Here is a 22,293-nt window from a genome sequence, read left to right as displayed (position 1 = left end):
GTCTCTTGGATTCGTTTTCTGTATGAATCTAGCTATGTATGACCAAATTCCCACTGACGAAGCCCATCATGACCTAGCTAGCTACGGACCGTATGTCAGTCAGTCCACCATTACTGGATTCAAGCGTGAGGCTGACAGACTTGAACCGGTGGTATCCAAAGATCTGATGGCACTTGGTCCTCAGGCTGTTCAACTGGGCGTCAAGAATTATCAGTCGGCCAGGGACCTGGTCGATTCGGTCGAGAGCTCGCGCTGGACAAATCCTTCAGTACTGAATACAGACCGGGGCAAACTGACCGGCCGCATCAATGCCTTGCCTAGCTATCGTCGGCTTGTTCATTGCCATGATGTCATGGATGCCTATCGTGGATGCAACCGGGAAGCCCTGACCGCAAGAGCCGAGAAACAGTTGCGTAAGGGCGGTAGTAATGGCATCGAACTGCCTGAATCGGTGACGAAGCGGCTTGACATCTTAAGTGGACAGTGCGGGGCGGGTATGGGCCTGGCCGCTCCTGAATTACTGGACTACACTCAGAGCAACTTCAGACTTTCAGTCTATCTGGTCCCGCTTCTGGCAGCCTTGGTTGTCGTGGCCCCACGCCTTGTTAAAGACCAGGTCCATGGGGTCCGGCAGACGCAGTTGACGACAAGGACCGGACGCTTCTTGCCTGGGCTGCAGGTGTTCGCCATTGTCTGTGCGGGCCTGCTGATGATGCTCATGGTGGCAGCGGGATCATTCCTGATGTGGGTGCCCAAGATCGCGGGTTTGCAGGATCTTTCGGTTTTTGATGGACATGCATTGCCTTGGTTCACCTGGTCCTTGGGGGAGTATCTGGCTGTGTTCGTATTGCTCTGCCTGGGGTCCGCCTTTCTTGTTTTTCTCTTGGTTCTCTGGATTTCCATGCACTGCAGGACCTACACACGCTTGGTCTTGCTTGCAGTCCCGGTGGTGTTGCTGGCCGTTCATGTCTTTGTCGCCTGGCTTCTCGTGGATCCATGCTGTATTGGCAGTGTGGTGACTCGGATTGTGCCATTGCCCGGCATTGAGCTCTACCTAATCCTGGGACTGCTGGTTTTGACCCTTTGTCTTTGCTGGTGGTCGGCCAGAAAGCTTTGTTGCCTAGGCGATCTGAATGAAAGGAAGATCAATGAATGAACTGCCACTGAAAATGGAGGGGGTATCCTTCCATTACAAGGCTGGTGAAGCTGGAATAGACCAAGTCGGCCTGGAATGCTCGACAGGATCTTGGACTGCAGTTATGGGTCCTTCCGGAGCGGGGAAAACCACCTTGCTTTATTGCGCCTCAGGGCTCTTGCCAGTACAGCAGGGATCGGTCGAGATAGCCGGCCAGAACATAGCCAGGATGAAGGAGTCCGCCCTAACCAGGATGCGCCGCGACCATATCGGTTTCGTTTTTCAGGATTACAACCTGGTCGAGGCCTTCACCTGCTTGCAGAACGTCATGCTGCCCCAGCTCTTCGGCGGTCCCAAAGTTGGTGTCGCCCAATCGCTGCAGGCCTTGAAGATTTTGGGTCTAGATGGGTATGCGCAGCAATATCCGTCTGACATATCTGGCGGTCAAAGGCAACGTGTGGCCATTGCCAGAGCGCTGGTCGCCCAGCCAGATATGATTTTCGCGGACGAGCCCACCGGGGCACTGGATACGCGCAGCTCGGAAATGGTTCTGGATGCCTTTTCGACCTTGGTGGAGAGCGGACGGACCGTGCTCATGGTGACCCATGACCCCAATGTGGCGGCCTGGGCACAGCGCACGGTCTTCTTGGTGGACGGCACAGTGCATTCGATATGCCAAGGATATACGGCCGAGCAGCTGTCCACTCACCTGACCAGCATGACTCAGGTCGGCCAGGGGGTAGGACGATGATGCATGCGGGTAAAGGCCAAGCAGGAAGAGGAGAAGTTCCCGGACGGGATTCCCTGCATGCATTCTCCTCGATCAGTCGACCGACCCTGTTCTCCTTGGTCTTGTCCCTGATCAGGAAGCATCGAGCATCGTACGCGGTCATGGGTCTATCCACCTTCCTGGCATCCCTGCTGACCTCTTCGACCATGCAGGTCTACCAAGCGGGAAAGTCCTTTGACAATATCGGCGATCTGAATAGGTTGAACACCTACCAGCGTCTCCAAGCCAAGGTACCTTATTCAAATCTCTCCATGGTCACTATTCCGGCGCTGGCTTGCTGCCTGCTGGTGTCGGTCTTTTTGGTCCTCTCGTCGGTCGCTTTTCTGATTCAGGAACGCCGACGCGAGTATGCAATGATGCGGTTGAACGGAGCCTCGCGCAGGAGGATCCTGATCATAGGTATCTTGGAATTCTCGATCCCCCTGGCCCTCTCGAATCTCATTGGCTGCCTGGTCGGATCTCTCCTGACCATACCTGTTGGACGGTTTTACGCGCGCTCTGCCGAGTTCAGCGACAGTGGCATGGTTTTCACACCGCGGATTCGACCTTCCATTGCAGTTGTCACCTTCATCATGATGATGGTCGCCTGCCTGTTGGGAGTATGGATGGCTATGCGCAAGGTGGGCGGGGCAGCTCCGCTCCAGCTCATGACGGAGACCAGTGACAAAACCAAGCGGATCGGATGGATTCGTTCTTCGGTAGCCCTGGTCTTCCTGATCCTGACCTTGGTGGTCGGGTTCGCCCCATTGCCTTCTATGACCCAGGACCTGCGTATTATGCTCGAGGTCATTCTTGTCATTACTACGGTCTACTTGGCGGCTCCGATCCTGGTTGTCCTGACTGTATCGGTCATTGGTCTGATTCCGGCGAAGGTGGCCGGGGGGCCAGGTCTTCTGGCCCTGCAGCGTGCTCGAAAGGAGAGCGCAGGCTCAACCGCTATAGCCCTCCCCGCCATGATGATCCTGACCATCGTCATTTCCCTTGTGGCAGCCATGCAGGCTGGCTCCATCGGAGGGGCGGTTCTGAGCCTATATCCGCTGAAGGCCGATGTTATGGCTACTTCCCTTGATTCGGATGCCCAAAACCGCAACCCATCCGATCTGATCGGTGGGATGCCTGAGGTTCGAGACTTTGTTACCTACCAGACTCAGCAATGGGCTATGGAAGGATCAGCGGGCCAGACGGCAACGGTGGTATGGGAACCTGCCGAGCAACTGCAGGGTCAGAAAGTTCAGAGTTCGCCGAGCATTCATTTCTCCTTTGTCCAAGGGAATTCGTCTGATCTCGGTTCAGACCGCGTCGCTGTGAATCAGGATTCCTCCTATTCCATAGGCGACACCGTTCGTCTTCTTGATCGCCATGATCAATCGCATGAGGTGCGGGTCGTTGCCCTTGTTCAGTCGCCTGAGGGCATTCCAGAACTATCTGCAGGCAATAACTATCCTCTGCTTCTGACGGCGGAGGGTGACCTGCCTCAATTGGGTGAAGACGCACATACGATCATTCCCATATCGGCTGTCAATCCGACTGATGCGCACGGGATTACCTCCCGTCTGAAGAGTGGCCTCCAGGGCGATTTCGCGGTGCAGACCAGGCAGGAGTATATAGATGACTTCATTCAACGAGGCTTGTCCGGGCAGACGGCCATGAAGGTCATGATCGTCGGCGGGACCATTCTTGCCCTAATTTTCATGATGCAGTCCATCGCCATTTCGGCATGGGAGCGCAAGTGGCAGAACCAGCGGCTCAATCAGATCGGGGTGGCCTGGAGGTCAATAGCCTGGTCGGGAATGATAGAGACACTGACCGATGTGGCGGGCGGTGCAGTGATGGCGCTGCTGGGGATCGCCATTGTCGAGGGCTGTATTGCCTTGAGTTTTGTCCAGGCTGGCATGTCTATGGCTCTGACCCCTGTGCCCGTCGGCCGGTTCCTTCTGGTGACTGTGGTTCTGCTGCTGGTGGCGGTGTTCACATCCTGGGTGTGTAGCCTGCGATCCAGGAAGATGGAAGAAGGCTGAACCTACTAGGAGGATTTTGCTTCAGTAAGCAAAGTTGCGGGGCGGTGTCACAATGGAGAGCATGGGAAAGACCTTGAATAAGGCGGCTATGGTCGTCGTAACCTATAAGCGTCAGGAATTGCTGACAGGCCTGTTCGACTCCATCCTCCGGCTCACCCAGGCCCCCTGGCGGATCGTGGTGGTGGATAACGAGAATTCGGCAGACACGCGAACCATGGTCGAGCAGTTCTCAGAACGTGTGACAGGACGTTGGGGCAGGACCATCATCGACGGATCCGGCAATCAGGATCGTGTTGTTTATCTGCCACAGGACCACAATGGCGGCGGCGCGGGAGGCTTCTCCGCCGGTGTGCGCAAGGCATACGAGCTTGGTGCCAAATGGTTTTGGGTCATGGATGATGACGTTGCAGTAGAGCCCGAAGGACTTGACCTGCTGGCTAAGTGGAGTGAACGCTATCAGGTGGTGCAGGGTTCCCGGCTGGATTATGATGGCGGCCCCTTCTATTGGCAGTATCATTTTCTTACCGCCTTGGGCATTCCAGACCCGATAGCACCAGGGGAGTTCGGCCCATCGGGCTGTCGTCCCATGAACACCATGTGCTTTGAAGGAGGATTCTTCTCCCGGCAGGTTGTGGAGCAAATCGGTCTGCCTGATCCGCGCTTCTTCATCTACTGGGATGACACCATCTATGGGTATTTGGCATCCAAGGTCACACAGCCTGTGGTCGTCTCCGATGTAGTCATGCGTCGGACTCGCAACATCGCCAATTGGAACATCGCTGGTGTGCGCCAGCTCAATTCCACATCGGATATGAATCGTTACCACATCATGCGCAACCGGGGCTTTATGGCCAGGTATTTCATGGTTCATGGGGACTATCGGCCCCTGGCCTTCGCCCTAGGAACCCTGGCAACAGCTCTTAAGGAAGTCATTCGCCTTCTGGCTGTTGATCGCAGTCACATTATGACCGGTATTCCTGCCATCCTGAAGGGATGGGTGGATTCGCGCCAGATATTGCATGATCCTGACTGGAGGCCCATGGAGCCCCTCAAGGACCGACCAGCCGGGGGAACACAGCGAGCTTGAATAAATTCGGCTGCTACTTTTCTTGGCTTCCTGCCTGGAAGTACTCCATGGAACAGATAGGTCCTACTAGGTGAAAACCGTCGTCCTGGTAGACGACCTTGGTGACCGCGGTGTTGTCCATGTCAGGGATGGTGCAGTGGTCGTCGATGGCTGTCAGGAACTGTTGCAGGCACATGCCGGAGGAGACCACCAGGACAGGCCCGCCGCCCTCTTCGATGGCAGACTGGGCGATGCGCGTCAGCACCGCAATCATTCTGCTGCGGACCTGGGCCGTGGTCTCAGCCCGATCCTGTTCCTCCAGACCGGCGGACAGGATGTCCTGGGCATCCAGCCGGTGGAAGGTGTCCTGCATATGGACGGCGATGTTCCTGCCATAGGTTGCCTTGGCCGCAGCGAAGTTCTCGAACCCCATGGCTGCGCAGACTTGGTCCAGAGTAGTGCGCTCGTCCCGGCCCTCGAAACTTCCGAAATTGTCCTCGCGCAGGTCAGGATCCACGCCCACGCGCAGGTCTCCATTGCCGGACATATCAAGGGCCAGGCGGGCCGTTTCATACTGGCGGCTCAGATTGCCGCTCCAGGCTGCCCGGAAACGAATGGACCGCAGGCCCCGACCGAACTGGCGCACATCCTCGCGACCTTGCCTGGTCAGAGGGAAATCTGACCAGCCCTGCATCAGATGCATGACATTGGCCGTCGTTCTTCCGTGACGGGTCAGGTAAAGGGTTGTCGAACCTGCTTCAGTGCTCGGTTCGGTGATGGACTGGGATGATGATGCTCCATTGTTCATAGTTCATCACCCTACACGGTCCCCTTGCCGGGGCACTGGGATACAGCCCCGGTCAGGACCTGATGAAACGGCCTCCATCGCCCCAGGTCCATGTGCCGCCGCCGGATCCGATCTGGAAATTCATTTTGGCTATGCCCAGATCCACTGCGGAGCCGTAGGCGACTGAGGGGTCCAGAGTGGCGATTGCATCGCCCGTGTTCTTGTCCCAGGCAAAAACCACGGGCTGTCCGTTCATGGCCGAAGGCGCCTTGGCGGCGGCAGCCACGCCGGCCTTGAACCATTCCGGAGCCTCCTGGCGGTCCTGCGCGCTCATGGAAGAAGTCAGCTCCTCATAGCTCTTGGAGGTTCGATGCTCGCTCTGACGTTGACAAAGCTTGTCGAAGTCCTGGTTGCCGTAGCCGACCTGGTCAGCCGGATAGCCGATGGTGACCACAAGATAGAGCGATTGGCTAGGAGTGATCCGGCAATGGCGCTCGGCTGCCTGACGGTCCCAGCTGCCTGACACCCATCCTGTCCCCAGTCCGTACAGTGTGGCGGCAAGAACCATGCGCTCGCCATAAAAGCCGGCTTTTTCCAGGCTCTCCTGATCATCCTTGCGTCCGACCAGGGCAAGGTAGTTGGCCGCATTGGCCAGGTGGCCGGAGGCATTGTCGGCAGCGAAGGCGTCCGGTTTGCCTAGGACCAGTTGCATGTCCAGACCGCTGAGCGTATTCAGAGCGTTCAAGGTGCTGTCGAGCTGCCTGGCGAGGTCGGGATCGATAGGCTTAGGATCGTATTCTCTGGTGGTGATGCGTACGTTGACTGCATCAATGAGCTGTGTGTGTTCGGTCATAACCTTATTATTCCACTCAATTCTTCTTCCTGCAGTTTGTGGCACAAGGCCAGCGGAACAGCCTGACCCTGGTCCGGCCCATGCCGCTCCTACGGGTTGCAGAGGCATGGCTTGGGGTACAATCGCTACCGTGCCGGTTCGGACCCTCATCTTTGATCAGCTAAGGAGCAGCAATGATTGATACAGCGCAGGCTTTCGGAGTGGATATTGGTGGATCCGGCATTAAGGCTGCCCCTGTTGACTTGACGATCGGCGATTTTGCAGAGCCTCGCAAAAAAATTCTGACTCCGGAACATTCCACGCCAGAGGCTGTGGGGGCTGTTGTAAAGGAGCTATTGGACCGTTTTGAAGTTCCGTCGGATGTGCCTGTGGGCATCGCCTTCCCGGCCCCTGTCAAGCCTGACAAGCCGCTGGATTTCATGGCCAACCTGGACCAGGCCTGGGTCGGTACTAATGTCCAAGAGGTTCTTTCCAAGGCCTGCGGTAGACCCGTCAGCGTTGTCAACGACGCGGATGCGGCCGGGCTTGCCGAGGTGCAGTACGGGGCTGCCAAGGGCCAGAAGGGTCTGGTCATCGCCACCACACTGGGCACTGGCATCGGCACGGCGCTGATTTATAACGGCGTTCTGATTCCCAACAGCGAGCTGGGCCATCTGACGCTGGACGGCAAGGACGCAGAGAAGTACGCAGCATCATCGGTGCGTGACCGCAAAAAGCTGAGCTATAAGAAGTGGGCCAATCGTCTGACCAAGTACTACCGCTTGCTTGAGCACTACTTCAACCCTGACTTCTTCGTTGTCGGTGGCGGAGTCAGCAGGATGAGCGAGAAGTTCCTGCCCCACATCGACATCAAGACTCCTATTGTGGCTGCCAAGCTGCGCAACCAGGCCGGCATTGTGGGAGCCGCCTATCTGGCTGACCTTCGGCAAAAGCACCTGGGGTGAAGCAGGGCGTTTAGGCGGCTGCTGGATCGGATGAGGAGCTGAAAAATCATGCATTTTTCTCACCGCACCGGGTCTGACCGCCCCAATCGCATAGCTCTGGCCGAGTCAGAAGCACGAGCCCATGGTCTCAAGTTGGGCAGGCTGAATGATTCCAATCCCACCCGTTTCGGACTGGCCCCGGCATTTCTGCCTCAGGTCTACGAGGCCGAACCGAGGGGGCCTCGTAAGGCTCGGCAGGCTCTGGCTGAGTTTCTGACCAGGCGTCAGAGTTTGTACGGCAAGGATCGTGGTATTGCGGTTGATCCTGATAACCTCTACCTGCTCTCTTCCACATCTCAGGCCTATTCCTGGCTGATGAAGCTCCTCTGTGACCCGGGTGATGCCATTCTGGAGCCCCGGCCCGGATATCCCCTGATCGAATCCATCGCTGGTCTGGAATGTGTCCGAACAATTCCATACCGCCTGGCCTACGACGGGTCCTGGGTCCTTGACCTGGCCACGGTCAGGCAGGCCCTGGAGGGGCCTGAGGGCGACCGTATCCGTGCCCTGGTCCTTATCAACCCCAACAATCCCACGGGGTCCTACATTCATCCAGAAGAACGCCAGTCGCTGCTGGAACTCTGCCAGCGGCATGGGGTGGCCATCATTGCTGATGAGGTCTTTTTTGACTATCCCTTGGATCCTCTGCCGGGCCGCGCACGACTGGCTGGGGAGGATAGGATGTTGACCTTCGCCCTGGACGGGTTCTCGAAGAGCCTGGCAGCTCCCCATGCCAAGGTGGGCTGGATTCAGGTTTCCGGGCCAGCCGACCAGGTTGCCGAGGCCAAACGCCATCTTGACATGATAGCCGACGATTACTTGCCCATGAGTCTTCTTATCACCAGGGACATGGAGGCCATGCTATCGGATATTCCCAGCCAGACCAGCCGAGTGGGGGAACGAGTCAGGGGCAATCTCGAAATCCTTAGACAGGCATTGAACCAAAAGGAGTCCTGCGTCTCCCTGCTCAGGCCTGAGGGAGGCTGGAACGTTCTGTTGCGTTTTCCTCAGGTCATCGACGAGGAGGAACTGATTCTTCGGCTAATTGGGTCCTACGGGTTGACTGGCCAGCCCGGATATTTTTTCGACATGCCAGGCAACGGATATCTGGCCCTGTCGCTCCTTCCAGAATCCTTGGAATTCCGCCGAAATGTGAACTCAGTCGTCTCAGCTATCGGGAAAATAATGTGTTTATAGCCCACGTAACGCCCTGTTCACTCCGATAATAAGTTCTGAACAATTGTCGGTTATGGAAGGGGGAGATTGGCACGGCTCAATGATGAGCCACTGATTGCAAGGCTGCACACGAAGGAGTGATAACGATGTTAGACGAAAATAAGGATCGAAGGGGAAATCCAGCCAAGGGGGTTGGTGCCCGAATCGGGGAGGACATCAAGGCCATGGCCTCTGCAGATGAGACTGGAGGTGCTGTGGCGAATCAAGGCGTGGACCCAAGCCTGGCTCCGGATACGGGCAGAAGGCTCAACAATGCGGAGAAGGTCCGCTTTGCCATTGGCTTCGTCCTGGTATCCCTGCTCTGGGCTGCGCCCTTTACCATGGGGTCCGGGGTTCTCCTGCCACAGATTTTCAATTCCCTGCATGGAGTTAGCCCTGAAGCGGCTCTGGGGACAATGAATTCGATTGGCTGTGTGTTCGCCTTGGTGGCCAACGTTGTATTCGGTGCTCTTTCAGACATGTCCAGGTTCCGAGTCGGCAAGCGCACTCCTTGGATCGTACTGGGTGGCATTATTGGTGCCCTTGGCTTCCTGTTGGTTATCCAGTCCCATACACTTCCCATGATCATCTTCGGCTGGTGCATTGTGCAGGTTGGCATCAACTGCCTGATAGCCCCGGCCGTGGCGGTCCTCTCCGACAGGATACCTGAGTCGACCAGGGGAACTTATTCGGCGCTGTATGGAGCTAGCCAGGTTGTCGGCCAGCAGTTGGGGACTATTATCGGTAGCTCGTTCATAGCCAACATCCATACCGGCCTAGTAGTCGCCATGATCATCTTCCTCTTCTCCGGTATTCTCACCGTGCTGATCTGGCCCCGGGAGAAGTCGGCTGCCAACACGGTCGTGGAACGAACCTGGGCAGATGTCGGCCGGTCCTTCATACCTCCCACTAAGAATTGCCGCGACTTCTATCTGGCGCTTCTGGGCAGGTTCACTTTCGTTGTCGGCTGCTTCATGATTCAGGGCTACCAGCTTTACATACTGCAGAAGTACTGCCACCTGAGCGATGCCCAGGCCGCAGCCACACTCAAAATCATGGCCTTGATCTCGGTGGTGACAACCATTCTGGCCTCCGTGGTCTCAGGCCCGCTCTCGGACTTCCTGCACAGGCGGAAGGTGATCGTAGCCACCAGCTGCCTGATTCTCGCCGTCGGCATACTCTTCCCCTTCCTGATGCCAACCGCCACGGGCATGTACTTCTATGCTGCTCTGGCTGGAATCGGCAACGGTTGCTATATGTCAGTCGACCAGGCGCTGAACGTCGATGTGCTGCCGAATGCCAAGGAAGCCGGCAAGGACCTGGGCATCCTCAACCTGGCCAATACAATCGGCCAGGTGATCGCCCCCGGGTGCACGACTTTGGTCATTGGCCTCTTCGGAGGCTACAGGATGATCTTCCCGGTCGCTATCGTTTGTCTGCTGGTGGGAACCGTATTCATCATGATGATCCGCAAGGTCAAGTGAGTCTGAAAACCTGTAATCCGGAGCTGTGCTGAGCAGCGGTCCGGTCAATCGAACCCGAAAGAAAAAGACATGAAAGGGAAAAAGACATGACAGAAGAATCACATACCAAAGCCAAGGATCTGGAGCTGCAAGAGGAGGCCTCACTGACCTCGGGGTCGGACTCCTGGCACCTGCAGGGGCTGCCTGACAAGGGCTATGAAGGCTATATGATCACAGACGGTCCATATGGCTTGCGCAAAGCCACTGGCTCCGACGTCTACGGATCGGTCCCGGCCACCTGCTTTCCCCCGACTGCGGGGCTGGCCTCCTCCTGGAACCCCGATCTGACCTACCAGGTGGGCCAAGCCATGGGCGAGGAGTGCATCCAGGAGAAGGTGGCCGTGATTTTGGGCCCCGGCATCAACATCAAGCGCAGCCCTCTGGGTGGCCGCAACTTCGAGTTTTACTCGGAGGATCCTGTGCTGGCCGGGCATGAAGCCGCAGGTTTGGTCGAGGGGGTCCAGTCAAAGGGAGTGGGAACCTCTCTGAAGCATTTTGCAGCAAACAACCAGGAGACCGACCGGCTCAGGGTCAGCTCTGACGTGGACGCACGCACCCTGCGCGAGATCTACCTGCCGGCCTTTGAATACGTGGTCAGGAATGCCAAGCCCTGGACCATTATGTGCGCTTACAACAAGATCAATGGGGTCTTCAGCTCAGAGAATCGCTGGCTCCTGACGGACGTTCTGCGCGGCGAGTGGGGCTACCAGGGCATGGTCATGTCCGATTGGGGGGCCGTCCACAACAGGGTCAACGCTCTGCAGGCCGGACTCAACCTGGAGATGCCGCCCTCCCGCACTGATGACCAGGTGGTCCAGGCTGTGCAGGCCGGCCAGCTTGACAAGGAGCAGCTGGACCGGATGGCACAGGGGATTCTGGATCTGATTGACAAGGCACGTCCGGCCATGTCTCACCAGGGATATCGTTACGATGTTCAGGAGCACAACAACATGGCTCGTCGGGCTGCCCAGGAGTCCATTGTCCTCTTGCGCAACGAGGACCGGATTCTGCCCCTTGATCCGAAAGAGAAGGTCGCTGTCATTGGTGAATTTGCACGGACTCCGCGCTATCAGGGTGGGGGTTCCTCGCACATCACGCCGACCGAGGTCTCCTCGGCTCTGGATGGCTTCAAAGAGGTTGGCACGAATGTGGACTTCGCTCCCGGGTTCACCTTTGATGACAAGGAGCAGGATCCTGCTCTGACCCAGCAGGCGCTTGATGTTGTGCGCGGAGCCGATACTGTTGTGCTCTTCCTGGGGTTGCCTGAAGATGCCGAGTCCGAGGGCTTTGACCGCACCAGCATGGATCTTCCTGACAAGCAGGTGGCTCTGCTCAAGGCTGTCTCCGAGGTCAACGACCGGGTGGTCGCCGTCCTCTCCAATGGAGCAGTGGTGACGGTTGCCGACTGGATGGACAAGACCAAGGGCCTGCTGGAGACCTGGCTGCTGGGCCAGGAGGGTGGACGCGCGGTGGTGGACGTGCTGACTGGTGCTGCCAACCCGTCGGGCCATCTGCCTGAAACCATTCCGGTTAGGCTGGAGGACAACCCCACCATTACATCCTTCCCCGGCGAGGAGGGTCACTCCCGTTATGGCGAGGGTGTCTACGTGGGATACCGATACTACGACACCTTCCAGCGCCCGGTGGCCTTCCCCTTCGGATTCGGGCTGTCCTATGCCGACTTTGACCTGGATCAGGTAACGGTGACCAAAACCGGCGCCAACTCGGCTCGGGTGGAGGTGACTGTGACCAACACCTCGCAGGTGGACGGCGCTCAGACCGTGCAGGTTTACGTGGCCCCCTGCGCCAGCCGGGTGAATCGGCCCAGCCATGAGCTCAAGGCCTTCACCAAGGTCTTCCTGAAAGCCGGACAGTCCAGCCGGGTGAGCATGGACCTGACCGAGCGCGACTTCGCCTACTGGTCCACGGCTATGGATGCCTGGCATGTGGAGGCGGGCACTTACCGCATCCAGGTGGGTACTTCTAGCCGAGATCTGGTTGCAGAAGAGGACCTGCAGGTGGATGGCGACGGCAGGTTCATTCCGCTGAATGCCGAATCGACTATGGCCGAGTGGCGCGAGAATTCGATTGGCGGGCCCATCTTGCGCGATCGTATCGATAAGGATGGCATACCGCTGCCTGACGATCCCAACACGGCTCAGCTTTTCGATACCATGCCTCTGGCATCGGTCATCACCTTGTCAGGCGGCGATGGCAATGGCACCGTGGCTGACATGGTCGACCGGTATCACCAAGTCCTCAAGCAGCAGGGCCTGGACTCCTGACATCACTGTCGGCTGGGCTCAGGGTGCTAGGAACCAGACGGCTACGTTCATGGCCTGACTGGGGTCGAAGTGCTCCAGCAGGACCATGGCGTTGATCAAGGTCAGGACCAGGCCAGCCAGACAGGTTAGTGTCAGTAGGCTCATGACGGCCGCTCCCGCTCTGAAGCGGCCGCCTTCGTATGCCAAGGATGCGGCAGCCATGATTACAACGGCAGCCAGGCAGATCAGCCAGGCGAAGTCGATGGTGTAGCGCACCGAGAACCCGCCAACATAGGAGTCTGCAGCCATAACCAGAGCCGCTAAGGCCAGGGCCAGGATCAAGGCGGGCATCCATCCTCGGCGCTGCAGTTCTTTTCGCACCCGGGGCAGGACGATAAGGACAAGGGCCAGTACGAGTACCGGGGTGGTGACTAACAGCCCGCCCAGGCCAGGCTCGGTGAAGTGCCAGACCCGCATGGGAGCGGGGGAGAATTGCAGGTAGGGGAAGACCGGCAGGGTGGTCAACGGCTGCAGAAGGTAGTAGCCAAAAATCTGAAGCAGACCTTGGGTGCCAGGATGATAGTTGGTCAGGTCCAGGGCGGTCATTTGATATCTGTTGCCGAAGTCCAGCAGGGACCCGAAGCGCCAGCGGTTGTACCAGAGCAGGGGAGCGGCTACCAGGATGACTGGCAACAGGCCACAGACCAGCAGCGACAGCGCCCGTTTCCTAGAGAGGTCGGCAGGATGGCTCCTGCGAGCGAACAGGGTGTTGATGACTGCCCTTATTTCTTTGGCAAACAGGGGTAGCGCCAGTAGTCCGGCAGCCAAGAAGGTGGGTCGGCAGCCCAGGGTGGCAGCTATTGACAGCGAACCCAAAAAAAGTCGAGGTCTGGACAGTTGCCATGGTTGGTCCCCGTCCTCCATGGTCCACATCCGCGTTGATCCACGATCCGAATGCTTACCGGCATCTGCAGGCTGTCGATGGACCCGTCTGGCCCCCATCCAGAGCCAGAGTCCAGTCATGACCGCCAATATGGAGGCATCGAAGGGAATCGTATAGAAGTTGCGGCGGCACCAGAGATAGACCATGCCGGATCCTTCCAGCATGGTTATAAGAGCCATGCCGACCACGGCCAGGTTGACCCGGGGGAACCATCGGGCCAGCAGGCGGATGGTGGCCAGGGCGGTCATGATGGTGGCCGCCGTGACCAGCAGGGCGGCAGCCGAACTGGTGGGCAGGGCATACCCGCCCGGATGCGCCAGGCTGGTCACCGCCCTGTAAGGCAGGAAGAGCAGCAGTACCGGCAGGACACCGAAGTATGAGTACCAGTGGCCATTGTGATAGACGTAGTCCCAAAATATGGGTTGCTGGTCCTGGGCCAGCAGTGCGTTGCGGGTGGCTATGTCAAAGGGGTTGGCTGCCTTGGACAGACCCGGCGCCTGGCCCAGATCCAGCCAAGGGCGTCCATGCAGAAGGGCCTGCGCCACATGATCGTACTGGTTGAAGTCGTAGACGTAGGCCTGCGGGTGATGGTAGGCCACGGGGGTAAAGGTGGACAGATCATACTGGATGCTCCAGCAGGACCAGACTGCCAGCGGAGCCAAAATCAGGACCAGTGCCAGGCGCTGGCTTACTGAACCCGTATCCAGCCGGGTCCGCCAGAGGACCGAGCCGGGTAGGTAGCCTAAGATCAGCGCCGCCAGACAGGCCAGCATCAGTATCCGCGCCAGGTTGAGTTCCAGGGGTACCACATCGGCCGGAGTCATTCCGGTCAGCTCCAGCTGAGATCCGACGGGCTCCTGTATCCACAGTCGCATGGCCTGGATCCGACCGCCGTTGGGATTGCCTCTGATGCGTAGATAGTGGCTACGGGCCTGACCGGGGCAGATCAGCCCTCGGGTGCCCTGGATCCAGCCCTTGTCGCCGGCCAGGTGCAGGTCCAGACGTACATGAATCTGCGACAAGGGTGAACCCTTGATGTCTTCTGCCAGCTGAGCCTGAAGGAAGGATGCCCGTCCATTGGCGACAGGGACGTCCATCCAGGCACCAGCTGGATCGGTGACCTTCAGTCCTCCGCCCGGCAACGGGGACAGCCCTGGTCCCAGCTGGTGCGATTGTGAGGCGACATCGCCAGCAGTCCTTGTCGGAGAGTTTGAGGATGAACCCGACAGCGACTGCCAATGGGCCAGATTGAAGACCCCCAGTTCCAGGGTGAGCACAACAAAAAGTGCCAGCAGCAGGCGGATGGCTGCGCCCCTGGCCGGGGTGGGGCGTCTCAGGGCTGGCAGAGTCATCACGGTTTTATTCTAACGGCGACATGTCGGGCTGGATTGGGACAATCAAAGGTATGTCCAAGAACGCGAAGAAGCCCCGGGGGTTCGGGGATCTGTCCGGCCTGGGCCGTTCCATTCTTTCCTCACTGGAGGGACTGGTCGGCTCCTCTCGTCCGACTACTGGGAGTCGCGGGGATCGTCCCCTGGATTCTTCGGTGGCCGACATGGTCGATCTGATCAACCGGACGGGGCACCACCCAGATGATCGGCAGATGCGCGAATTTCTGGCCTCCCACAGCCGTATTCTGGGCATCGCCGTCAAGCGTCGGCTTTTTCCGCGCCTGCAGGGCGTTCCCGATGGTCTGACACTTGGCTGGGTCCAATGGCCTGATGCACCAGGCCGCGGCTTTGCGCTAGGTGTCTTCACCGATCGTCGTCACTTCGCCCAGATTGCTCTGGCCGACGACCATGGCCGGGTCTTCATCGGCGAGCAGAGCCGGATGGACTTACAGAACATGGAGCCTGCCTTCTTGTTGGGCCGGGAGGAGGAGGTGACCCTGGCCGACGGTCGTCGGCTGGGCCGCGATCCGGGTCAGGATTCGGGGCCGGTCCGCGCCCTGCAGGGTGCTGTAGCAGGCCGTGACGATGCCGGCCACATGCGTTGGCTGGCCTCCTGGCTGCGAGCCGATGGTCGCTATTCACTTGAGCAGCTGCGTCCGCTCCTGCCTCCTGAGATGCGCCTGGACCTGGAGTATAGGGATGCCGTGGCCATTGCCTTCTTCGCTGCTTACCTGCTGCCGCGCATCCAGGGAACCTTCACTGGGTTCGGCTCGGGCAACATCTTCTACCGGCTCAACCGGGAGGCGCCCATGGGAGCCATCCGACGCAGCGTGGGTGACATGATCCAGGCACGCTCCCATGGACAGCGGGTCTCCGGTCTGGAGGATCTGTTCGCCGACCTGATGCGCGAGGCTGGGGCCCTATCGCCCGTCTCAGGCCTTGAGGCCGTTCATGGGGCGGAGCCCCTGCATCTGTATGCTTCCTCTTATTCGGGCGCCTACTTCCTGAGCTGGGACAATGGGCTGGAGTTCACTGCCGCCCTTGCAGCCCTGCGCATCGAGGGCAATCTCAATAGGTTCGCCGCTGTCAGCGCCTGGCTGGAACGCAATGCGCGCCTGGGAACGCTGCCCACCGAGGACTCGATCAACCGTGTCCAGGCAACCCGGCTGGACCAGGCACTTTTGGATGATCCTGCCATTGTCGCCTTGCTGCGCCCGGGGGACTATCCGATTCGCTTCGATCCACTGGAGGACGACGGGCGGACTGCCATCAATGCCATGGTCGACAAGGCTGCGGCGACCGCCGTTATGGTGAGTCAACAGGCTCCCCAGGCGCTGCCTGTGCGAGCGGACGGCCAGGGTCAGGAGCCGGTGCGATCCGAATGGGTCTACCGGCAGACGCTGTCCATGCTGATGCGATCCCTCCGGCTGCCCTTCCGCTTCGATGTGGAGTTCAGGTCCAATCTCGCCCAAGGACAGGTGGCCCTGGCCTTCACTGCGGCAGGACGCACCATGATGCCCTCCAGCCGCTATGAGGACCAGTCGCGGGCCTGGCGGGATCTGGACGACGGCGAGCGATCCGCCATGAGCGCTGACTACAACCTGCGCGTCGGGCTGATGATGGCTGCCCTGGCCTTTGGGGTGGATCCGTCCGTGCGCGAGGTCAGCCTGCAGATCGACTCCATTGGTCTGGAAGAGGCTGTCGACCAGCAGAACTCGGCTATCAGGACCATGATGGGACAGGCCCTTGAGGCCTTTGAGCGCATGCGTTCAGGCGAGGTGGCCCCCACCGGGTCCAAGGCTGATCCCAAGGATGGCGACGTGCACGGTGATCCCACCAAGCCCATTGCCTCCCGGATGGCCCCGGAGCAGCAAGAGGGGAACGAGGAGGACAAGGCCGAAGATCAGGGTGAAAAGGAATCCGTGGACCGTGAGTTCAAGGATCTCATGCAGGGCGTGGACCTTGACTCTGCTGCTTTTGCGCCGCCGTCGTCAGCCAATGACTCCGACGCGGATGAGTCGACTGCTGATGATGCATCGAAGGAGGATGTCTCGAATGATGATGCCTCTGCAGACAAGACTGACGACGACGCATCGCAGAATCCGCTCAGCGCCCTGCAGAGCAATCCGACCATCCGCACCCTGGTCTCGGTGGTCTTCAGCAGGGAACTCTTCCTCTCCCGCATCCGTTCACAGGGTCTGAAGGATCCACGTGCCATCTACCGCTTCTTCGACGCGGCCATGCAAGTGGATCCCCAGGGCGGACTCAAACCTACCGAGGCCGAGTTCGACATGCGCGATGACCGCTTCAGCCCCCATGGCAGTCAGGAGGAACCCGAGTTCTCCGAGGTGGCCTTTGCTGACAAGTCTGCCAAGGCCCTGGGCGCACATAAGGCCGTGGATCTGTCCATCCAGCGTGCCGACCTGTTGCAGAGAGCTGTAGGCGGTTTCCACCAGCTGGCCTCGGACCGGACCATGACATCAGCGGCCAAGGCCCAGGCGGCCACAGGCATCATCCAGAGTATTGGCGACCCGGAGCTGGAACAGCTGGCCCCCCAGGTTGCCAGTGCAATGATCGATGGCACCCCTGTTCCAGACTTTGACTTCTCCCTGTCCTCCCAGCTGGACAAGGAGCGCGTCAAAGCCCGTGACCTGCTCTTCTCCGGTGGGGCAGCCCAGGGCATACAGGTTGAACAAGACGCTATCGCTCATCTGGATGCCATCTTTGCGGCCGAGGGCCAGGTACCCCGCTATTTCAACTCCTATGCCGAGCGGGTGGTCTACAACCGCCTCTTCGCCACACCGGGAGAGCGGACCCTGCTCATTCCTGACAATCTCTTCTATGCCCACCTCGAGATAGCCGACCTGCTGGCCCAGATCAAGGAGGACCAGGCGGCCCTCAAGCATCTGAACGCCATGGTGGCCTATGCGCCCGCCTATCCGCTTTCTCACCTGAAGCTGGCGGTCATGCTGGCTAACCGGGAGGACTGGGATTCGGCACGGGCTGCCACGCTCAACGCCCTGCGGGTGGCTTTGGATCGGGACGACGCCTCCTTCGCCTACTATCGCCTGGCCTATGCCTCATGGATGCGCGACGAGTTTGACGTGGCTGCAGCGGCCTACCTGATGAGCGAGCACATCAGTCCCGATCGGATACCAGCCCTCAAGAGCGAGCTTGCCGAGCTGCAGGCCAGGGCCCGCTCCCAGTGCGTGGTCCTGCCCGAAGACCACAGGCAGGCCCGCCGGGTGCTGGCAGAACACGGCCTGCCGGTCTGGCCTCACACCGAGGTGGCTTCGATAGTGCGCCAGGCAGCGCGCATCTGTGTGGATGGTGGGCTCTTCGTCCCGGCCCGAACACTGTCAATGGCGGCCGCAAGGATGAACGACGACGATAATGAAGGTGTTGATGTGGTACAGGCACAGTTCATGAGGTCGCTCAATGCATGACAAAACAGCTCAGGAAGATATTCAGCAAACCCGTGATGAGGGCGGGAATGCCGAGTCCAGGCCCAGGCCGGGCACTGACCGATGGATAGCCTCCCTGCAGCCCGACGATGCTGATGCCATGCGACTGGGGGAGTTGGATCTTGACTCTCTGGGAGCCCAGCAGGCCCAGCGTCTCTGGTCCAGACTGGCTGCCTGGGTGGAGTCCGACCAGGTCGCCTACTACATAGACGATGCGCCGGTCTCCTCTGATGCGGCCTATGATGCCCGGATGCGCTGCCTACAGGAGCTGGAGTCCCGCTTCCCCAGCCTGGACACACCCCAGTCGCCGACGCACCGGGTCGGAGGGACTTTCTCCAACGACTTCGCCTCCGTCCGTCACCCCTCCCAGATGCTCAGCCTGGATGACGTCTTCAGCGTCGCAGAGCTGCGTCAGTGGTATGACGGACTTCGCAACGAGCTCGACTGGCCGCAGGGCAAGGCCCTGCCCATGACCAGCGAGGTCAAGATAGACGGCCTGGCCCTCAACCTCCTCTACCGCAATGGGGTCCTGGAACAGGGCCTGACAAGGGGGGACGGCGTTACCGGGGAGGACATCACCCTGAACGTCAGGACCATTTCGAGCATTCCGCAGAACCTGTCTGGGCCTGCCAGTGATATCCCCGAGTTCGTGGAGGTCCGTGGCGAGGTCTTCATGCGGTTCGATGACTTCAATGCCTTGAACGAGCAGCAGGAGCAGGAGGGTAAGGCGCCCTTCGCCAACCCCCGGAACGCCGCCGCCGGGTCGCTGAGGCAGAAGGATCCACGCATCACGGCCAGCCGCCGTCTGAGCTTCTACGCCCATGGCCTGGGCTCCCTGAGGTGGGGCCCGGCCCATCCCAGGGGGACCCACGACGAGGTCATCGACCAGTCCCAGGCTTATGACCTCTATAAGCAGTGGGGAATCCCGGTCTCCCCCCACAATCGGGTCGTCACCTCCTTCGACCAGATCCTGGACATGATCGACTATTACGGTCAGCACCGCAATGACATCGAACATGCCCTGGACGGCATCGTGGTCAAGCTGCAGGACCGGGATCTTCAGCGCAGGCTGGGCGCTACTTCGCGTGCGCCCCGTTGGGCCGTGGCCTACAAATACCCCCCGGAGGAGGTCAATACCCGGCTTTTGGACATCACCGTCCAGGTGGGCCGGACCGGACGGATTACCCCGGTGGCTGTTCTCACCCCGGTCACCGTGGCCGGGTCCACGGTCTCCAGGACCACCCTCCACAACGCTTCCGAGGTCAAGCGCAAGGGCATTCTGATCGGGGACACGGTCGTGGTTCGCAAGGCAGGCGATGTGATCCCTGAGCTGGTCGGACCGGTTATCGAGGCCAGGAAGGGGCGCGAAAAGGAACTGAGACCCTTCATCATGCCCGAGACCTGCCCCAGCTGCGGTGCCCGGCTGGCCCCGGCCAAGGAGGGCGATGTGGACATCCGCTGCCCCAATGTGGAGTCCTGCCCGGCCCAGCTGACCGAGCGGATCATCCACATGGCCTCTCGAAAGGCCCTGGACATCGAGCATCTTGGGGAGCAGAGCGCCATAGCCCTGACCAACCCCGATGAGAACCGGCCCGATTCCGTGGAGGTCTACGCTCCCGGCCTGCGTGAGGTCCTGGTCGACCAAGGCGGCCAGGCAGCCCAGTATCAGCCGGACCCGGACCTGAAGCTTCCACCTCGTCAGGAACCTGTTCTGACCAGCGAGGCGGGTCTCTTCAACTTGAAGGTGGAGGATTTGCGCCAGGTCTATGTCTGGCGTGAGGTTCCCCTGATGGAGCAGGCGGAGGTCGAAGGCCGGCAGGGACGTGCCACAACCAAGCGCCGGACTGGCGGCAGCGGTCTCTGGTACCGGGTGCCTGCCTTCTACAACCTGCCCAAGAGCGCCCAGGCTGGCCAGGGCGAGCGGGCTATGAACAGCCATGAGACCCAGGTCCAGGAGGTCGCCCTGGGCAGTGCCGACGCCCAACCCTCCAGGAACACCCTGCAGATGCTTGAAGAGATCGACAAAGCCAAGCATGCCGACCTGTGGAGGGTCCTGGTGGCCCTGTCCATCCGACACCTGGGACCGACCTCGGCCCGGGCCATCGCCGCCCGCTTCCCGTCGCTCAAGGCCGTGGAGGAAGCCAGCGTGGAGGACCTGTCCGAGCTGGACGGTGTGGGCCCCGAGATCGCGCATTCCATCCACGACTGGTTCCAGGGTGCTCGGCAGCCCGACGACTGGCGTGGACGCATCCTGGATGCCTGGCAGGCAGCTGGCGTGGGCGCTCATGTCGAGCGCAGCACTAAGCCACAGACTCTAAAGGGCATGACCGTGGTGGTCACTGGCAGCCTGGAGGACTTCTCCAGGGACTCCGCCAAGGAGGCCATCGTGGAGCGCGGCGGCAAGGCCTCAGGATCCGTAAGTAAAAAAACCACCTATGTGGTGGTGGGCGCCAACCCGGGCTCCAAGGCCGACAAGGCTGAGAGTCTGGGCCTGCCAATCCTGGACGAGGCGGCCTTCCACCGCCTGCTTGACACCGGCGACCCCAACCCAGCCCAAGGTTGATTGTGACATTCGCAATATCCGACCAGCCGCGCCCTAGCAGCCGATGGCTGGGCGCGATATGGTGACGGCATGGAACAAGTAGAGCATCGCAAGGAAGGGACCCGGGATCTGGAGGAGCTGCCTCGAAGAATCAAGGGGGAGGTCTATGAGCGGCTCAGTCGGGTCATCGATCCAGAGCTGGGACGGTCCATTACCGATTTGGGCATGATCACCGACATCATTGTCGAGCCAGCCAGGGATGCCCAGGCCGACTATGAGGTGACCGTGCGGGTGGAACTGACCATCAAGGGATGCCCGTTGTCGACCACCATCACCAACCAGATCAACGGCACCGTGACCTCCTACCCGCGAGCCCGGCTGCGCCCCCATATCGATGTTTCCTCCATGAGCCGGGAGAAGCTGGACAACCTGGTAGCCGACCTCAAGGCCGCCCGGCGTAGCAACCCCTTCTCCAAGCCCGGCGTGGGCACCCGCATCTTCGCCATTGCCTCGGGCAAGGGCGGCGTGGGCAAGTCCTCGGTGACGGTCAATCTTGCGGCCACGTTGGCTGCCCTAGGCTATGACACGGCTGCCATCGACGCGGACATCTACGGATTCTCCCTGCCTGGGCTCTTCGGTGTACACAGCCGGCCCACCAATCTGCACGGCATGCTGATGCCGGTCACCGCATGGGGGGTCAAGCTGATTTCCATCGGCATGTTCGCCGGGTCGGACCGGGCCATTCTCTGGAGGGGTCCGCGCCTGCAGCGCTCGCTTGAGCAGTTCCTATCCGATGTCTGGTGGGGCGACCCCGATGTGCTCCTGCTGGATCTGGCCCCAGGCACCGGGGACATGGCCCTGTCCGTGGCCCAGGCCCTGCCCAACAGCCGTCTGATCGTGGTCACCACCCCCCAGCCGTCGGCCTCACAGGTGGCCGTGCGTTCAGGGCTGGTGGCCCTCCAGCTGCCCACCAAGGTCCAGGGTGTAATTGAAAACATGTCCTGGTACGAGCACAATGGCGAGCGGCTGCGCATCTTCGGTCAGGGAGGCGGCCAGCGTGTAGCCGATCAGCTGACCCGGGATTTGGGGTATCAGGTGCCCCTGCTGGAGCAGTTGCCCCTGCAGACTGACCTGCGCGAATCGGGGGAGTCCGGCCGACCGGCTGTCCTCAGATCAGATGGCTCCTTGGACGATTCGTCGCTGACCATGCGATTCGTGGACCTAGCCAAGACCCTGATGGCCGGTTCAGAGCCTGGCGATGTCCGTCGGGCCGCCGGTGAAGACTGACTCTACGTTTTTAATCCGGTGCCGTACCTTGT

General features: G+C 59.9%; 14 protein-coding genes. 11 read left to right on the top strand and 3 right to left on the bottom strand.

Annotation, left to right across the window (positions count from 1 at the left end; genetic code table 11):
* Positions 1–22 precede the first annotated feature (22 nt).
* From CI603_RS01010 to CI603_RS00995, 4 genes are all read left to right on the top strand, one after another.
* Positions 23–1,156, top strand: coding sequence for a hypothetical protein (locus CI603_RS01010; RefSeq protein WP_147438255.1), 1,134 nt, complete (start codon positions 23–25; stop codon positions 1,154–1,156).
* Positions 1,149–1,886, top strand: a complete 738-nt coding sequence (locus CI603_RS01005; protein ID WP_052733345.1) for an ABC transporter ATP-binding protein — start codon at positions 1,149–1,151, stop codon at positions 1,884–1,886. Before CI603_RS01010 ends, CI603_RS01005 begins: the two co-directional genes overlap by 8 nt.
* A 140-nt stretch (positions 1,887–2,026) precedes the next feature.
* Positions 2,027–3,943 carry an FtsX-like permease family protein gene (locus CI603_RS01000; protein ID WP_183122182.1) on the top strand — a complete coding sequence of 639 codons (1,917 nt, stop codon included), beginning with the start codon at positions 2,027–2,029 and terminating at the stop codon, positions 3,941–3,943.
* Positions 3,944–3,995: 52 nt separating this feature from the next.
* Complete coding sequence (locus CI603_RS00995) at positions 3,996–5,030, top strand: glycosyltransferase (protein ID WP_046323098.1); 1,035 nt, start codon at positions 3,996–3,998, stop codon at positions 5,028–5,030.
* A gap of 13 nt (positions 5,031–5,043) precedes the next feature.
* Here CI603_RS00995 and CI603_RS00990 read toward each other — a convergent pair whose 3' ends face one another.
* Positions 5,044–5,817, bottom strand: a complete 774-nt coding sequence (locus tag CI603_RS00990) for a histidine phosphatase family protein (protein WP_121912682.1) — start codon at positions 5,815–5,817, stop codon at positions 5,044–5,046.
* Between the two features lie 52 nt (positions 5,818–5,869).
* Complete coding sequence (locus tag CI603_RS00985) at positions 5,870–6,649, bottom strand: nitroreductase family protein (protein ID WP_121912681.1); 780 nt, start codon at positions 6,647–6,649, stop codon at positions 5,870–5,872.
* Between the two features lie 173 nt (positions 6,650–6,822).
* On the opposite strand from CI603_RS00985, the gene ppgK reads away from it, so the two are divergent.
* From ppgK to CI603_RS00965, 4 genes are all read left to right on the top strand, one after another.
* Positions 6,823–7,593 (top strand): polyphosphate--glucose phosphotransferase, encoded by a 771-nt coding sequence (ppgK, locus tag CI603_RS00980; protein WP_121912680.1) that lies wholly within the window; start codon positions 6,823–6,825, stop codon positions 7,591–7,593.
* A 48-nt stretch (positions 7,594–7,641) separates the two neighbouring features.
* Positions 7,642–8,829, top strand: a complete 1,188-nt coding sequence (locus tag CI603_RS00975) for a pyridoxal phosphate-dependent aminotransferase (RefSeq protein ID WP_121912679.1) — start codon at positions 7,642–7,644, stop codon at positions 8,827–8,829.
* 125 nt (positions 8,830–8,954) lie between these two features.
* Positions 8,955–10,331 (top strand): MFS transporter, encoded by a 1,377-nt coding sequence (locus tag CI603_RS00970; RefSeq protein ID WP_232339351.1) that lies wholly within the window; start codon positions 8,955–8,957, stop codon positions 10,329–10,331.
* An 86-nt stretch (positions 10,332–10,417) separates the two neighbouring features.
* The gene (locus CI603_RS00965) at positions 10,418–12,655 is read left to right on the top strand and encodes an exo-alpha-(1->6)-L-arabinopyranosidase (protein WP_121912678.1); all 2,238 of its coding nucleotides are present in this window, start codon (positions 10,418–10,420) and stop codon (positions 12,653–12,655) included.
* A gap of 18 nt (positions 12,656–12,673) precedes the next feature.
* Here CI603_RS00965 and CI603_RS00960 read toward each other — a convergent pair whose 3' ends face one another.
* Positions 12,674–14,932, bottom strand: a complete 2,259-nt coding sequence (locus CI603_RS00960) for a hypothetical protein (RefSeq protein WP_147438254.1) — start codon at positions 14,930–14,932, stop codon at positions 12,674–12,676.
* A gap of 50 nt (positions 14,933–14,982) precedes the next feature.
* Here CI603_RS00960 and CI603_RS00955 point away from each other — a divergent pair, with 50 nt between their 5' ends.
* The 3 genes from CI603_RS00955 to CI603_RS00945 all read left to right on the top strand — a co-directional run bounded on the left by CI603_RS00955 (position 14,983) and on the right by CI603_RS00945 (position 22,261).
* Complete coding sequence (locus tag CI603_RS00955) at positions 14,983–18,414, top strand: tetratricopeptide repeat protein (RefSeq protein ID WP_259465438.1); 3,432 nt, start codon at positions 14,983–14,985, stop codon at positions 18,412–18,414.
* The gene (gene ligA, locus CI603_RS00950; RefSeq protein WP_121912676.1) at positions 18,407–20,995 is read left to right on the top strand and encodes an NAD-dependent DNA ligase LigA; all 2,589 of its coding nucleotides are present in this window, start codon (positions 18,407–18,409) and stop codon (positions 20,993–20,995) included. The genes CI603_RS00955 and ligA overlap by 8 nt, the downstream gene beginning before the upstream one ends.
* A gap of 69 nt (positions 20,996–21,064) precedes the next feature.
* Complete coding sequence (locus CI603_RS00945; RefSeq protein WP_121912675.1) at positions 21,065–22,261, top strand: Mrp/NBP35 family ATP-binding protein; 1,197 nt, start codon at positions 21,065–21,067, stop codon at positions 22,259–22,261.
* The last annotated feature ends 32 nt before the right edge of the window (positions 22,262–22,293 follow it).

The organism is Bifidobacterium sp. wkB338, assembly GCF_003688325.1.
Lineage (GTDB): Bacteria > Actinomycetota > Actinomycetes > Actinomycetales > Bifidobacteriaceae > Bombiscardovia > Bombiscardovia polysaccharolytica.
Note: the sequence above shows the minus strand (reverse complement) of the source record. Positions and strands in the feature narration are given on the sequence as shown.

Bases quoted from the DNA above. Each gene is read 5' to 3' on its own strand.
- CI603_RS01010 (WP_147438255.1), top strand. From the start codon at position 23: ATGAATCTAGCTATGTATGACCAAATTCCCACTGACGAAGCCCATCAT.
- CI603_RS01005 (WP_052733345.1), top strand. From the start codon at position 1,149: ATGAATGAACTGCCACTGAAAATGGAGGGGGTATCCTTCCATTACAAG.
- CI603_RS01000 (WP_183122182.1), top strand. From the start codon at position 2,027: ATGGGTCTATCCACCTTCCTGGCATCCCTGCTGACCTCTTCGACCATG.
- CI603_RS00995 (WP_046323098.1), top strand. From the start codon at position 3,996: ATGGAGAGCATGGGAAAGACCTTGAATAAGGCGGCTATGGTCGTCGTA.
- CI603_RS00990 (WP_121912682.1), bottom strand. From the start codon at position 5,817: ATGAACAATGGAGCATCATCATCCCAGTCCATCACCGAACCGAGCACT.
- CI603_RS00985 (WP_121912681.1), bottom strand. From the start codon at position 6,649: ATGACCGAACACACACAGCTCATTGATGCAGTCAACGTACGCATCACC.
- ppgK (WP_121912680.1), top strand. From the start codon at position 6,823: ATGATTGATACAGCGCAGGCTTTCGGAGTGGATATTGGTGGATCCGGC.
- CI603_RS00975 (WP_121912679.1), top strand. From the start codon at position 7,642: ATGCATTTTTCTCACCGCACCGGGTCTGACCGCCCCAATCGCATAGCT.
- CI603_RS00970 (WP_232339351.1), top strand. From the start codon at position 8,955: ATGTTAGACGAAAATAAGGATCGAAGGGGAAATCCAGCCAAGGGGGTT.
- CI603_RS00965 (WP_121912678.1), top strand. From the start codon at position 10,418: ATGACAGAAGAATCACATACCAAAGCCAAGGATCTGGAGCTGCAAGAG.
- CI603_RS00955 (WP_259465438.1), top strand. From the start codon at position 14,983: ATGTCCAAGAACGCGAAGAAGCCCCGGGGGTTCGGGGATCTGTCCGGC.
- ligA (WP_121912676.1), top strand. From the start codon at position 18,407: ATGCATGACAAAACAGCTCAGGAAGATATTCAGCAAACCCGTGATGAG.
- CI603_RS00945 (WP_121912675.1), top strand. From the start codon at position 21,065: ATGGAACAAGTAGAGCATCGCAAGGAAGGGACCCGGGATCTGGAGGAG.